This is a genomic window from Agrobacterium bohemicum (assembly GCF_001562555.1).
GTDB lineage: Bacteria > Pseudomonadota > Alphaproteobacteria > Rhizobiales > Rhizobiaceae > Agrobacterium > Agrobacterium bohemicum.
In genome coordinates, this window is sequence record NZ_KQ961026.1 from 164988 (window position 1) to 179817 (window position 14830).

Here is a 14830-nt window from a genome sequence, read left to right on the forward strand (position 1 = left end):
GGCACACGCCGATTGAACAGGAGACATGGATGTCAGATGATAAAACGGTCAAGGATTGGCAGGAACTTGCCGAAAAGGAACTGAAACGTTCATCCGACAGTCTTGTCTGGCAGACGCCAGAGGGCATTGACGTCAAGCCGCTCTACACCGCCGAAGACATCAAAAACATCCCACACCTCGATAGTTTGCCGGGCTTTAAACCCTTCGTGCGCGGCCCTCGTGCGACCATGTACGCTGGCCGCCCCTGGACCATACGCCAATATGCCGGTTTTTCGACCGCTGAAGAATCCAACGCCTTTTACAAACGCAACCTCGCGGCTGGCCAGAAAGGCCTTTCCGTTGCGTTCGATCTGGCTACCCATCGCGGATATGACAGCGATCATGAGCGTGTGGTGGGAGATGTCGGCAAAGCGGGCGTGGCCATCGACAGTGTCGAGGACATGAAAATCCTTTTTGACGGCATCCCACTCAAAGACATGTCCGTGTCCATGACCATGAATGGTGCGGTCATTCCCATTCTCGCCAGCTTCATCGTCGCCGGGGAAGAACAAGGTTGCTCGAAAGCCGACCTTTCAGGCACCATACAAAACGATATTCTCAAAGAATTCATGGTGCGCAACACCTACATCTACCCGCCTGAACCTTCGATGCGGATTATTGCAGACATCATCGAATACACGGCAAAGGAAATGCCACGCTTCAACTCGATTTCGATTTCCGGCTACCACATGCAGGAAGCGGGTGCGACGCTGGTGCAGGAATTGGCCTTCACCCTGGCGGACGGACGTGAATATGTGCGCGCTGCCCTGAAGAAAGGCTTGAATATCGATGATTTCGCGGGCCGCCTTTCTTTCTTCTTCGCCATCGGCATGAATTTCTTCATGGAGGCGGCGAAGCTGCGCGCTGCACGTCTTTTGTGGTCGCGTATCATGGAGGAGTTCGAGCCGCAAAAAGCGTCATCGATGATGTTGCGCACCCATTGCCAGACATCAGGCGTGTCCCTGCAGGAGCAGGACCCGTATAACAACGTTATCCGTACGGCCTATGAGGCACTGTCTGCTGCGCTAGGTGGCACGCAGTCGCTTCACACCAATGCGCTGGATGAAGCCATGGCGTTGCCGACGGATTTTTCCGCCCGCATCGCCCGCAACACCCAGCTCATTCTCCAGCATGAAACCGGTGTGACAAAAGTGGTCGATCCGCTAGCTGGCTCCTATTACGTCGAAAGCCTCACCAACGAACTGGCTGACAAAGCCTGGGCGTTGATCGAAGAGGTGGAAGCCCTTGGCGGCATGACAAAGGCTGTCGATGACGGTCTGCCGAAAAGGCTCATCGAGGAGGCGGCGACCAGACGGCAGGCGGCCGTGGACCGCGGCGAGGAAATCATCGTTGGCGTCAACAAATTCCGGCTGGAAAACGAAGATCCCATCGACATTCTCGACATTGATAACAGTGCGGTTCGTGCCGGGCAAATCAGGCAACTTGAAAAGGTGCGACGTCAACGGGACCCGAAAGCGGCGCAAGATGCGCTTGCCGCTTTGACGGGGGTCGCCCGCAACGGCGACGGCAATTTGCTGGAAACTGCCGTGGAAGCAGCACGCGCGCGCGCAACAGTAGGCGAGATTTCCGATGCGCTACGCGTTGTTTTCGGGGATCACACCGCAGTGCCGGAGGTCGTGCACGATGTTTACGGCGCCGCCTATGAGAACGATCCCGAATATGCCACCCTGTGCACGCGTCTAAGCGAGCTGTCGGCGGCTGTCGGCTGCCAACCCAAAATGCTGATTGCCAAATTGGGGCAGGATGGCCATGACCGTGGCGCAAAGATCATCGCATCTGCTTTCGGCGATATTGGTTTTGACGTCATTGCTGGCCCTTTGTTCCAGACACCGGAAGAGGCCGCAAGCCTTGCCGTGGAAAGCAAGGTTCATGTGGTAGGCATGTCCTCACTGGCAGCGGGCCACAAGACGCTGGCCCCGCAATTGGTGGAGGCACTGAAAGCCAAAGGCGCGGAAAATGTCATCGTCATCGTCGGCGGTGTCGTGCCACGGCAGGACTACCAGTTTCTGCTGGATAATGGTGTCGCTGCCGTCTTCGGCCCCGGCACCAACGTGCTGGAAGCCGCCCGCGCCGTCGTTGATCTGATGCAGGGCCGACTGAGAAACGCCTAACTCGGAAAAACGACAATTTTGCTCGGCGCGCGAAGCTGCTTTGTACGCCGGACACACAAGTACGGACAACACCCAGATATTTGGTCTCGAAAACGGGTATCCGTAATGACTATAACAGTTTTCTATTTGGAGAATATTCACCAATTTCCAGCAGACTTCGCGCAAAGCTGGGGACAAGTACATGAATGCAATACTTCGCACATTATCAGGTAAGCTCATTCTCGCGACAGGAGCGGCCATCGCAAGCATCCTGATTGCCTATACTACCTTCAATGCGATCACCATCAAAGCAAAGACCGAAAACGACGTCATGGTTCTTGCAACGGAGAAGGCGGCCCTTGTCAGCCAGCGCGTGGCTACCGACATTGCTCAGGCCACATCTGCCGGCGCCACTTTGGCCGCCACCCTGAACGGTATCATCACAGACGGCTCAAAAAACCGCACTGACATCATTGCCGCCATCAAGTCCGTCCCGCCGCAATATGCCAACGTATTCGGGGCATGGATGTTTGAAATGCCAGAGGCCAAGGGCCTGACACCCGCCGCAGGCAGCGATGGCGTCAACAAGGAAGGCATCTTCACACCCTATTGGACAAAGGGCGACAATGGCCAGATGGAACTATCGACCTGGAGCCTTGATCCAACGTCCGAATATTATTCGCTTGTGGCCAATTCTGGCAAAGCTGCGATTACCTCACCCTATCTTACCAACATGAACAAGTTGGTGACATCTGTTTCCGTTCCTATGCGTGCAAACGGCAATATCGTTGCCATGGCCGGCGTCGACATTAAACTTGATGACCTGACAAATACGCTGAACCAGATGAAACCATTCGATGGTGGCCGCGTCATGCTACTGGCCAGCAATGGAAAATGGCTGTCACACCCTGATGCTGCCAATCTGATGAAGGATTATGCCGATCAAGGCGCTGACAAGGTCAAGCAGGCGCTGGTGGATGGCAAGCCGCAGATTTTGCGCGATATGGCGGACGGTTCCGTTCGTCTGGTCTACCCATTCTCAGCCCCCGGCATGAACACGACCTGGGCGGCAATTCTCGATGTTCCCGCAGCAACCTTCTCCGGTCCGGTATGGAGCCAGATTTACAGCACCACCATCGGCGGCGTGCTGATCCTGCTGGTGTCACTGGGCGTTATTCTCGCCGCCAGCCGCACCCTCATCGGAAAACCACTTAAGAGCCTCCTCGGCTCCGTTCAGAAAATGGCGGATGGCGATTACCGTGACGACATTCCCCATAATGGCAGTGTAGACGAACTCGGCCGCTTGAAGGTGGCTCTTGAAAAATTCCGCCATGATCTCGCCCGCGGCGAGACGTTGAAACAGGAACAGGAGCAGCTGCAGGAGCAGGTCGAAGAAGACCGCAAACGCCGCAGTAATATTGAAGAAGCGAAGGCAGAAGATCTGCGGAATTTCGTGCAAATCGTCCAGAACAGCTTCAGTGTGCTGGCTTCCGGTGACCTCACGGTCCGTATGGACGCAAAGGTTTCTGCGGAATTCGAAACCATCCGTCAGAACTTCAACACGTCGGTCTCCACGCTCGAAGATACGATCAGCAACGTCGTCCAGGCCGTGTATGCCATCCGCTCTGGCCTCGGAGAAATTTCAACGGCATCGAACGATCTCGCGCGCCGCACCGAACAGCAGGCCGCATCTCTGGAAGAAACAGTTGCAGCGCTGGGTGATGTAACCCGTGGCGTCAACGACACCGCCGATGGTGCAAACACTGCCCAAAAAACGGTCAGCGCCGCGCGCACCGACGCTGAACAGGGCGGCGCAGTCGTCGCCCGTGCCATCTCCGCCATGACGGAAATCCAGGGGTCTTCGAGCAAGATCGGCAATATCATCAGCGTCATCGATGAAATTGCGTTCCAGACCAATCTGCTGGCGCTGAATGCCGGTGTCGAAGCTGCTCGTGCGGGTGAAGCTGGCAAGGGCTTTGCCGTCGTGGCGCAGGAAGTCAGAGAGCTGGCGCAGCGTTCCGCACAGGCCGCGAAGGAAATCAAAACGCTGATTTCGCTGTCATCCTCGCAGGTAGAAATAGGTGTTCAACTCGTTCAGGAAACCGGCTCGTCGCTCGATAAAATCGTTGAACAGGTGGTTGGCATGACCCAGACGGTCAACCAGATCGCCTCCAACACCCGCGAACAAGCCGTGAGCCTTCGCGAAGTGTCGTCGGCTGCCGATCACATGGACAAGGTTACCCAGCAGAACGCGGCCATGGTTGAAGAGACGACGGCAGCGGCGCAAAGCTTGTCACAGGAAACCGAAAATCTTGCCGAAGTCATCGGCCGCTTCAAGGTTGGCAAAAACACGTCGCACACCGACCAGCGACGTACACAATATGCCCTGGCCAGCTAATGGCCCGGGCATCCGGCGCTTGCCCTATTCGCCTCTGGGGTAACGCTGGTTGTCCTCAAGGATGTTGAGGTCCATGTGGTTTCGCATGTAACGCTCCGACGCTTTTTGAAGCGGCTGGAAGTCCCATGGGTAATAAGCGCCGTTGCGAAGGGCCTTGTAGACGACCCAACGGCGCGCCTGGCTTTCGCGAACGGACGCGTCGAATGCGTCGAGGTTCCAACGCGTATCGACCTGTTTCATTAAAGATGCCAGAGCATCCTGATGACGCGGATCGTCTGCAAGGTTATGCAGTTCCTGCGGATCGGCCTCGAGGTCGAAGAGCACCGGCGGGTCTGCCTCGCAAATGCTCAGCTTGTAACGCCCATCGCGTATGGCAACCAATGGCGCGATCGAACCTTCGGCGGCATATTCCATTGGAACAGGGCCGCGCTTCGACGTGCCCTCGACAAGCCCGGTCAAGTCCTCCCCGTCCGTCCAACGTTTCAGCGATGTGATATCCAGACCCGCAAGCGAGCAAAGGGTCGGGGTCACATCGAGAGTTGAGACCGGTGCATCGACGCGGTTAGTACTCCACTGTGGAGCGGAAATCATCAAGGGGACGCGGGCCGAACCTTCGAAGAAACACATCTTGAACCACAGCCCGCGCTCGCCCAGCATATCGCCGTGATCGGACAGGAAGACAACGATCGTGTCCTCATCCATTCTCGTCCGTTTCAGCACATCGAGAATTTCACCGACCTTCTCATCGACATAGGAGATGTTGGCGAAATAGCCCCGCCTTGCCCGCCGCACCTGTTCAGGCGTAATATCGAACGCGCGGTGATCGCAAGCTTCCAGCAGCCGTTGCGAATGCGTATCTTGATCGGCAAAGGCAATGGGCTCGACGTGCGGGTCGAGAGCCGGGCAATCCTCGTATAAGTCCCAGAACTTGCGCCGTGCGACATAGGGGTCGTGAGGATGCGTGAAACTGACTGTCAGACACCATGGACGGTCATCGAGCCTGCGCGAGAGGTCATAGAGCTTGCGGGTCGCATGATAGGCGACCTCGTCGTCATACTCCATCTGGTTGGTGATTTCGGCAACGCCTGCCCCCGTGACGGAACCGAGATTATGGTACCACCAGTCTATACGCTCGCCGGGCTTGGTATAGTCAGGTGTCCAGCCGAAGTCGGCCGGGTAGATATCTGTCGTCAATCGCTCTTCGAAACCATGTAACTGATCCGGTCCGACGAAATGCATCTTGCCGGACAGACCGGTATAATATCCCGCCGAACGCAAGTGGTGCGCATAGGTCGGGATGTCTGACGCAAATTCTGCAGCATTGTCGTAGACACGCGTACGGCTTGGCAACTGGCCGGACATGAAGGACGCCCGCGCAGGCGCGCAGAGCGGACTGGCCGTGTAGCTGTTGGCGAAGCGCACGGAGCGCTCCGCCAACGCCTTCAAGTTGGGCGCGTGGAGAAAATCCGCTGGTCCATCCGGGAAGAACGTTCCGTTCAACTGATCGACCATGAGGATGAGAATATTCTGACGCGTCATGCACTGTTATCCTGAAATCACAGACCGACCGCAGCCTTGACTGCAGCATCACCGGGCTTGCCGTCCAGCGTCGTCACACCAAACAGCCAAGTATCGATGACTTTCGGATTGGCTTTGAGCCACGCTGTTGCCGCATCGGTGGACGTCTGGCCGCCAAGGATTTCGCCCATCAGCTTGTTCTCCATGCCCACATCGAATTTGAGGTTTTTAAACAGGCTGGCGGCGTTCGGGCACTGCGCCGTCCAACCGGTTCTGGCCAGCGTGTAAACCTGTGCGCCACCGAAGTTCGGTCCAAAGTAGTCATCACCACCGGACAGATACTCGATCGAGAATTTCTCGTTCATCGGGTGAGGTGCCCAGGCGAGAAACACGACGCCCTTCTTCAACTTACCGGCACGCTCTACCTGCGACAGCATGGCCTGCTCTCCAGATTCGACCAGTTCCCAGTCTTTAAGCCCAAATTTTTCGTCGGCTATGATTTTCTGAATATTCTGGTTGGCAGGTGCGCCGGGTTCAATGCCATAAATCTTCTTGTCGAACTCATCGGCGTGCTTTGAAAGGTCAGCAAAACTCTTGATGCCTTTTTCCGCCATGTAAGATGGAACGGCGAGCGTGAACTTGGCACCCTCCAGGTTCTGGCCGATGACCTCGATTGCCTTTGCGGCGTTCAGATCATCGACGAACGCTTTCTGGGCAGGCATCCAGTTGCCCAAGAACACATCGATTTCGCCATTTTTCATGGATTGATAGCCGATCGGCACCGACAGGGTCTTGACGTCCGGTTCATATCCAAGCGCGCTCAGCACTACGGATGCAACGCCATTAGTTGCTGTAATATCCGTCCAGCCGGGATCGCTCAACCGGATCGCCTTGCACGCAGCGTCATCCGCCGCGTTCGCATTGCCAGCAAAAGCAGCAACAATCAGAAGAATGCCTGTGGTGATGCGTCCTGTACGAGAATTCCTGTTCATCGCTGTTCTCCGATTAATCCAGTATTTTAGTGAACAACGGATTGATCTCTGCCGTGAAGCGGATATTTTTTGATATCTGGCAAAAGGATTTTTTATGGCTGAGCGACCGATCAATCTGGGATGGATGCGGATATTGCTGGAGATCGGCAGGCGCGGCAGCCTGACTGCGGCAGCGCAGGGACTGGGTTTGACGCAGCCCGCGGTGAGTTATCAAATCCGGCGTCTGGAGGAGGAGTTGGGCATTCGCGTTCTGAAACGCCAGCACCGCGGCGTTGAACTGACGCCCGAAGGCAGACGCCTCTACGACACAGTCAGCCGCCATGTCGCCGAAATCGATCTGTTGGCCGATGAGTTCAAAACAGATGAACGGGCGACCGTTCGGCTGCACACGGACTATGCGTTTTCGTCGCTGTGGCTCATTCCGAGAATGCAGGAATTCCGCGCCCGATATCCCGATATCAACATCCAGATAGCAGCGACACAGAACCCGCTTCGCCAGAATACGGGTGAAAATGACGTCTTGGTGATCTTCGGAACCCGAGAAGAGGCCGGTCGTAACGCGACATTGCTGCTGCCGGAAAAAGTCAGAGCCGTTTGCGCCCCGGGCTTTTTGAACGCTTCTCCCGAAATGGCAAAGCCGGAACATTTCGCAAAGCTGAAGCTCATCCATCTCGAAAGCTCTTGGGCATCGACTTGGCACGATTGGCCGAGCTACCTCGCAAGTGCTGGTGTTCAAAGAAATATCGAACACGGCAGAGGCGACATAAGCTTCAACACCTATTCTCTCGTCGTCCAGTCAGCCATCGGCCATCAGGGATTGGCGCTCGGCTGGGCAGGCCTGGTGGATGACCTGCTGAAAAGCGGCGCGCTCGTCGGCGTCGGCCCCGAACTTGAAGCACCAGATCGGGGATATTGGTTGATGGGCTCATCGGGCAGAAAAGGTGCCACGGCAAAACTGGTAGATTGGCTGCGTGAGCAAGCGCCATAGCGATAGCAGATCCTTTTACGTCATGGATGCCTGACTATCCGCACACCCGATGATTTGAGGTAAGCGCTTGGCGAACTGCCCAGCATGCGCCTGAACATTGTGGTGAAGGCGGAAACATTCTCATAGCCCGCATCCAGCGCAACATTCGTCACGCTTTCCCCGTTTGCCAGACGCGGCAGCGAGGCAAAAATACAGGCTTGCTGGCGCCATGTCACGAAACTCACACCAGTTTCGGCGCGAAACACGCGGGTAAATGTCCGCCTGCTCATACCCAGCGTCTGCGCCCAATCATCAATGCTGGCGTTGGCGGCCGGGGCACTCAAAAAATGCCTGCAAAGCGCTGCTATGTTTGGTTGAGACGGAAAGGGAAGCCCCAGCGGCTTTTCGGGAAGCTGACTGATTTCGTCCATCAGCAACTCCATGACCAGTTCACGCCTGCGCGTTGCCGATCGTCTTACGTCATCTTGAACGAGTTCCTCGATCAAGTTTTCAGCGAGAACGGTGACCTCCACGACGCGTGGCCTGTCGGTGTTGATGACATCGCGATGCACGTAGACGGAATGCATTTCCACATCGCTGATCATTTCGCTGGAATGTTGCAATCCGGCAGGAATGATCAGCCCATGGCCAGGCGGGATCATCCAGCGTCCATCACCTGTACTGACGATCACGACACCGCTATGGGCAAACCACAACTGCGTCTTTCTGTGTAAGTGCACCGGGCTCTTGAAGCCTTCGGGATAGACGCGACGAAGTGCTAGCACGGCTTCATTATTGCCATCGATGAAACTGAGCATGGCGTCATGCTCGTCACTGCGCAAAAAGCTCAATCCCTGGGAATGATCGTCAAGCATTTGGCCCACTCTCGTAAAAACTAGACCACACCACAAAAGCAGGCCGAAAACAATGAGGGTAGAAGAGCGCAAAATCATGACGAATATCTGGAGAGAAACCCTATGGCGAGTGTGACCAGCACGAGCTTCAGTGCCGAAAAAACGACGTTTTCCATCATCGCCGCAGCCAGCTTCTGCCATATGCTCAACGATATCATGCAGTCGCTGCTCACGTCGCTGTACCCGCTTCTCAAGGCGAACTATGCGCTGGATTTCGTCCAGATCGGCCTGCTGACCTTCGCCTTTCAGGTGACTGCCTCGCTGCTTCAGCCAGCCGTGGGCATAGCAACAGACAAATGGCCGATGCCATTTTCATTACCAGTCGCCATGCTCTCCACCTGTGCCGGACTGTTCACGCTTGCCTACGCACATAGCTTTGCGGTCTTGGTGATCGGCGCTTGCATGATTGGCATCGGCTCTGCCATTTTCCACCCGGAAGCGTCGCGCGTCGCGCGCGTCGCATCGGGTGGTCGCCACGGTCTTGCACAGTCGTTCTTTCAGGTTGGTGGCAACACCGGCACGGCCATCGGCCCGCTTCTCGCAGCCTTCATCGTTCTTCCGATGGGTCAGCAGAGCCTGAGCTGGTTTTCCGTGATCGCCCTTATCGGCTTTGCCGTTCTGTCATGGGTGAGCGTCTGGTACAGCCGTCACCGCCGCAGCAATGCGGGCCGCGCACCCGTCAGCCGTACTTTGCCCATGGCCAAAAACAAGGTGATCATGACGCTTGTCGTCTTGATTATTCTGACGGCGACCAAGAACGCCTACCTCGCCAGCCTGTCGAGCTACTTCACCTTCTACACGATTGAGAAGTTCGGCCTGTCTGTTCAGGATGCGCAGCTGCTGTTGTTCCTGTTCCTTGGCGCATCCGCTGCGGGCGTGTTCTTCGGCGGGCCGATTGGTGACAAGTTCGGCTCGCGCGTCGTTATCTGGTTTTCGATCCTCGGCGTCATCCCGTTTGCACTGCTTTTGCCCTACGCCAATTTGATGTGGACTGCCATTCTCGTTGTCATGATCGGCTTCATCTTTTCCTCGGCGTTTTCAGCCATCGTCGTGTTTGCGCAAGAGTTGGTACCCGGACGTGTCGGCCTGATCGCAGGCATGTTCTTCGGATTTGCCTTCGGTTTCGGGGGCATTGGTGCTGCGGTTCTAGGCGTCTTCGCAGACCGCGAGGGCATAGATTTCGTCTACCGCCTCTGCTCCTACATGCCGTTGCTTGGCTTGCTCACGGTGTTTCTACCGCAATTGCCAAGCCGCCGCAGGGCCGCTTGAAGTCAATAAAAAGCCGCCCGGAAACCATCCGGGCGGCTTTTCTATATTGCTATCTATCAGGCTGCACGAAGACTCGCAGCCAGAGGAATCTCAACGTCGATCTCCAGCAGCGAGACATGCTCGTCGCTGTCCATCTTGACGTGAACCTTGTCGCTGTCGATCTGGACGTGCTTGGCGATTACAGCGAGAATTTCCTCACGCAGCAAGGCGACGAGCTCGTTGCCAACACCGTTGCGTTCATGCGCGAGCAGAACCTGCAACCGCTCACGGGCAAGGGGTGCCGATTTTTGTTTGCGGAAAAGGTTGAAGATGCTCATGCGGCCCTCCCGAAGAACTTGGCGAAGATGCCACGCTTTTCGCCGGGAATCATCATCGGAACGTCTTCACCGCGCAGGCGGCGTGCCGCATCGAAATAAGCCATGGCCGGTGGAGATTTCGCATCCGCCAGAGTAACCGGCGCACCGACGTTCGACGCGCGCAGAACATCCATGCTTTCAGGGATGATGCCGATCAAAGGAATGGATAGAATTTCCAGAACGTCTTCGACCTTCAGCATATCGCCACGCTCGGCACGAACCGAATCGTAACGGGTCAGCAGCAGGTGCTTTTCCATCCGCTCGCCGCGCTCGGCCTTTAGTGTCTTGGAATCCAAGAGACCGATAATGCGATCGGAATCGCGAACCGAGGATACTTCCGGGTTTGTAACGACAACGGCAACATCCGCATGGCGCATTGCCAAGGTCGCGCCGCGTTCGATACCAGCCGGGCTATCGCAGATGACCCAGTCGAAATGCTTCTTCAGCTCGCCGATGACCCACTCGACACCTTCAGGCGTCAGATTGTCCTTGTCGCGTGTTTGCGATGCCGGCAACAGAAACAGCGTGTCGAGACGCTTGTCGCGGATCAGCGCCTGCGGCAGCTTCGCATCGCCTTGAATGACGTTGACCAGATCGTAAACGACGCGGCGTTCCGCACCCATGACGAGATCGAGATTGCGAAGACCGACGTCAAAATCAACGACGACGACCTTCTCCCCGTTCTGCGCCAGCGCTGCACCAAGCGCGGCTGTCGACGTGGTTTTACCAACGCCTCCCTTGCCGGAGGTAACGACGACTACCTTCCCCATCCTGCTCTCCTATCCGTTTTTGCCGCATACGGCTTAATTGAGTTTGTCCGCTTTGATCGTATCGTTTTCCAGCCATAGCTGGACGGCCTGACCGCGAAACTTCGGGTCGATATCTTCAGCCACTTTGTAGACGCCATCGATGGCCAGCAGCTCGGCCTCCAGCTTCTTGCAGAATATCCGCGCCGAAGCGTTGCCCAGCGATCCCGCCATGGCACGACCGCGCAGCGCGCCGTAAATGTGGATCGATCCACCCGCGATGACTTCGGCACCCGAGGCTACGGACCCGACTATGGTCACATCGCCCTCAGGAAAGATGATCGATTGGCCGGAACGCACCGGCTCGCTGATCATCAGGGACTGAACCACACTGCGGATTTCCGTAACGGGTGGCTTCGAAACATCCTCAGCCGCTTCGGCCGTGGCGAGCGATACGGGTTCCACATCGACGTCCGAAGCTGCCTTTCCACCCTTCAAAGCGGGAGGCATGCCGGGCTCAATCATGGACGGGCGTGCGCCTTCGATACCCATAATGGCGACATTACGGGAAAAAAGCTCTGCCAGAAGGCCTTTCAGCCCCGCCTTGTCGAGCTTCAGTTCCGCAACATCCAGAACCACGGGGCGCGACAGAAAAAACCCGGCAGAGCGTGCTGCCAGATCATCGAGTCGCTCAAGCCATTGGTCCAGAGGCTGTTCAGGAGATAGCACGACCGCAAGAAACGAGCGGCCTTTGATGCGGATTGAGCGTGAGGTGTCTGTTAGCACTTTGGTCATCTTGGTAAAGAAATCATTGACAATGAGGTACCGCGAATGTGGTTAACAAATGGTTAACAGGCACCATGTCAACCAAGAGAAATTAACCTCGACATGGCCTTGACAGACGTACATCTTGCAGCGGCCATAGCGCTGAATTTCCAAGTGATTCTGCCTTCGGACGAAGTATGCAGCTCGCCTTTAGAGAGTGGCCATCCACCCTTCAACCAGTCGACCCGGACGACGCACTTGAGAAGAGAAAAATATTCTCCCAAACTGCATCTTTTTGCGTCTTTGTGCCGTTTAAACCAGCACGATTTATGGGAAGAGACATCAACAGAAAATTCTGAAAGGAATACCATGAGCTGGCTCAAGACAATCACAACCGCAGCAGCCCTGAACGCTGCCATGTTCGCTCCAACATTTGCTGGCGAAAATCTTGACCAGATCAAGTCCGCGGGCGTCATCAAGATCGGCACCGAAGGCACTTACGCGCCATTCACGTTCCATGATTCTGCCAACAAGCTGGTTGGCTTCGACGTGGAGATCGGCGAAGCCGTTGCAAAGAAGCTCGGCGTCAAGGCCGAGTTTGTTGAGGGCAAATGGGATGGCCTGATCGCCGGTCTCGATTCCAAGCGTTACGACGCCGTCATCAATCAGGTCGGCATCACCGAAGCGCGCAAACAGAAATACGCCTTCTCCGAACCTTACATCGCCTCCAAGGCGGTGCTGATCGTCAGCGAGAAGAATACCGACATCAAGGGCTTTGCAGACCTGAAGGGCAAAAAATCGGCCCAGTCGCTGACCAGCAACTTCGGCAAGCTGGCAACGGAAGCGGGCGCTGAGCTCGTTGGAACAGATGGCTTCGATCAGTCGATCCAGCTGGTTTTGACCGGTCGTGCCGACGCGACTGTCAACGACAGCCTCTCGTTCCTGGATTTCAAGAAGAAGCAGGCAAACGCACCCGTGAAGATCGTGGCTGAAAAGCCGGATGCCGATTATTCCGGTATCATCGTGCGCAAGGGTGACGACGATCTGGTAGCCTCCATCAACAAGGCATTGGCCGACATCAAGACCGATGGCACTTACAAGAGGATTTCCGACAAATATTTCGGTCAGGACGTCTCCAAGTAAGCTGACGTGACGTCTATTTTCCTTCGGGAAAATAGGCCATTGTTGAGATAAGATCATAAAGTCCGGCGTCCAGCGCCGGACTTCGCATTTTTAAGGGGTTTACCGTGCCGCATTGGCTTCAACTGATGATGGATTCCCTGCCCACGCTGCTTTGGGCAGGTGTGAAATTCACCATCCCATTGACATTGCTGTCCTTTCTCTTTGGATTAACGCTGGGTCTTGCCACCGCTGTCGCACGATTGTTCGGCCCTACGCCGCTCCGGTTGCTTGCGCGGTTTTACGTCTGGGTCATCCGTGGCACGCCGCTGCTGGTGCAGTTGTTCGTGATATTCTACGGCCTTCCCAGCATGGGCATTCTGCTGGATGCGTTCCCGGCGGCCCTTATCGGCTTTACGCTGAATGTAGGCGCCTACACGTCCGAAATCATCCGCGCTGCCATTTCGTCGGTTTCGAAAGGTCAGTGGGAAGCGGCATTTTCGACCGGCATGAACTGGCGGCAGGCCATGCAGCGTACCATCCTGCCGCAAGCAAGCCGGGTGGCCGTACCACCGCTGTCCAACACCTTCATTTCTCTGGTGAAGGACACCTCGCTCGCCGCCGCCATTACCGTGCCGGAACTTTTTCAATCGGCACAGCGCATCGTGGCCACCACCTATGAACCGCTCATCCTCTATATCGAGGCGGCCATCATCTATCTGGCCCTGAGTTCCGTGCTGTCCAACTTGCAGGCGCGGCTGGAAGTGCGTTTCGCCCGTTACGGCGGCATGATGGAGAACAGCCGATGATCGAGCTTTCCAATATCGAAAAACGTTTCGGCGAAGCGGTCATCCTCAAGGACATTTCGCTCAGCTTTCCTGAAGGCAGCGTAACCGCTTTGGTCGGCCCATCCGGCGGCGGCAAGAGCACCCTGCTTCGTTGCATCAACCTGCTGGAGTTGCCAACGGAAGGGACCGTAAAGATCGGCACCGATGCGGTTTCCTTTACCGCAGGCAAGAAAGTGACGTGGCAGTCCATCCAGAAAATCCGCCGGCAAACGGGCATGGTGTTTCAGAGCTTCCAGCTTTTCCCCCACCGCACGTCCATCGAGAACGTCATGGAAGGACTGCTGATCGTGCAGAAGTGGTCACGCGAAAAGGCAAGAGATCGCGCCATGGAGCTTCTGACCAAGGTCGGCATGGCGCACAAGGCCGACGCCTGGCCCGCCAATCTCTCGGGCGGGCAGCAACAGCGCGTGGCCATTGCGAGGGCACTCGGTCCCTCGCCGCAAGTGCTGTTATGCGACGAACCGACGTCAGCGCTCGACCCGGAATTGTCAGAGGAAGTGGTCGACGTGTTGGGTCAACTCGCCCGTGAGGGAACGACCATGGTCATGGCGACGCACGATCTGCGCCTTGCCTCGCGCATTGCCAATAACGTCGTGTTTCTCGAAGCTGGAAAAGTTGTCGAAACCGGCTCCTCCGAAGCCATTTTCCGCTCGCCCAAGCAAGATCGCACCCGTCGCTTCGTTTCCTCCATCAACGCGGCACAATCCCTTTAGCATGTCGTCGAATCCCTACCGTTGGCCGTAATAGACTGTTTTCAATTCGGGATTTGACCCTTAAGTCTAGAACGA

Annotated in this window: 13 protein-coding genes; 7 read left to right on the forward strand and 6 right to left on the reverse strand. The window is 56.2% G+C overall.

Annotated elements, in window-relative coordinates; all coding sequences use genetic code 11:
* Positions 1-29: 29 nt before the first annotated feature.
* A complete protein-coding gene (scpA, locus tag ATO67_RS08215) occupies positions 30-2171 on the forward strand; it encodes a methylmalonyl-CoA mutase (protein ID WP_067646690.1) in 2142 nt (713 codons plus the stop codon).
* Positions 2172-2352: 181 nt separating this feature from the next.
* Entirely contained in the window at positions 2353-4548 is a 2196-nt protein-coding gene (locus tag ATO67_RS08220) for a methyl-accepting chemotaxis protein (protein ID WP_245303930.1), read from the forward strand.
* A gap of 24 nt (positions 4549-4572) precedes the next feature.
* Here the strand turns inward: ATO67_RS08220 and betC are convergent, their stop codons facing one another.
* Positions 4573-6087, reverse strand: coding sequence for a choline-sulfatase (gene betC, locus ATO67_RS08225; protein ID WP_067646693.1), 1515 nt, complete (start codon positions 6085-6087; stop codon positions 4573-4575).
* A 17-nt stretch (positions 6088-6104) separates the two neighbouring features.
* Positions 6105-7058: a choline ABC transporter substrate-binding protein gene (locus ATO67_RS08230; protein WP_067646696.1), complete on the reverse strand. Its 954-nt coding sequence runs from the start codon at positions 7056-7058 to the stop codon at positions 6105-6107.
* Between the two features lie 94 nt (positions 7059-7152).
* Here ATO67_RS08230 and ATO67_RS08235 point away from each other — a divergent pair, with 94 nt between their 5' ends.
* A complete protein-coding gene (locus tag ATO67_RS08235; RefSeq protein ID WP_067646699.1) occupies positions 7153-8046 on the forward strand; it encodes a choline sulfate utilization transcriptional regulator in 894 nt (297 codons plus the stop codon).
* 20 nt (positions 8047-8066) lie between these two features.
* Here the strand turns inward: ATO67_RS08235 and ATO67_RS08240 are convergent, their stop codons facing one another.
* Positions 8067-8900 (reverse strand): AraC family transcriptional regulator, encoded by an 834-nt coding sequence (locus ATO67_RS08240; protein ID WP_067646702.1) that lies wholly within the window; start codon positions 8898-8900, stop codon positions 8067-8069.
* A gap of 102 nt (positions 8901-9002) precedes the next feature.
* Here ATO67_RS08240 and ATO67_RS08245 point away from each other — a divergent pair, with 102 nt between their 5' ends.
* Entirely contained in the window at positions 9003-10208 is a 1206-nt protein-coding gene (locus ATO67_RS08245; protein ID WP_067646705.1) for an MFS transporter, read from the forward strand.
* Between the two features lie 56 nt (positions 10209-10264).
* On the opposite strand, the gene minE is transcribed toward ATO67_RS08245, so the two are convergent.
* From minE to minC, 3 genes are read right to left on the reverse strand one after another with little or no spacing between them, the layout of a single operon-like run.
* The gene (gene minE / locus ATO67_RS08250) at positions 10265-10525 is read right to left on the reverse strand and encodes a cell division topological specificity factor MinE (RefSeq protein WP_045229302.1); all 261 of its coding nucleotides are present in this window, start codon (positions 10523-10525) and stop codon (positions 10265-10267) included.
* Complete coding sequence (minD, locus tag ATO67_RS08255) at positions 10522-11334, reverse strand: septum site-determining protein MinD (RefSeq protein WP_067646708.1); 813 nt, start codon at positions 11332-11334, stop codon at positions 10522-10524. Before minD ends, minE begins: the two co-directional genes overlap by 4 nt.
* Before the next feature lie 33 nt (positions 11335-11367).
* The gene (minC, locus tag ATO67_RS08260) at positions 11368-12105 is read right to left on the reverse strand and encodes a septum site-determining protein MinC (RefSeq protein ID WP_067646711.1); all 738 of its coding nucleotides are present in this window, start codon (positions 12103-12105) and stop codon (positions 11368-11370) included.
* 339 nt (positions 12106-12444) lie between these two features.
* Between minC and ATO67_RS08265 the strand changes: the two genes are divergently transcribed.
* From ATO67_RS08265 to ATO67_RS08275, 3 genes are all read left to right on the forward strand, one after another.
* Positions 12445-13218, forward strand: a complete 774-nt coding sequence (locus ATO67_RS08265) for an amino acid ABC transporter substrate-binding protein (protein WP_067646714.1) — start codon at positions 12445-12447, stop codon at positions 13216-13218.
* A 104-nt stretch (positions 13219-13322) separates the two neighbouring features.
* A complete protein-coding gene (locus ATO67_RS08270; RefSeq protein ID WP_067646717.1) occupies positions 13323-14003 on the forward strand; it encodes an amino acid ABC transporter permease in 681 nt (226 codons plus the stop codon).
* Positions 14000-14755, forward strand: coding sequence for an amino acid ABC transporter ATP-binding protein (locus ATO67_RS08275; protein WP_067646721.1), 756 nt, complete (start codon positions 14000-14002; stop codon positions 14753-14755). The genes ATO67_RS08270 and ATO67_RS08275 overlap by 4 nt, the downstream gene beginning before the upstream one ends.
* Positions 14756-14830 lie beyond the last annotated feature (75 nt).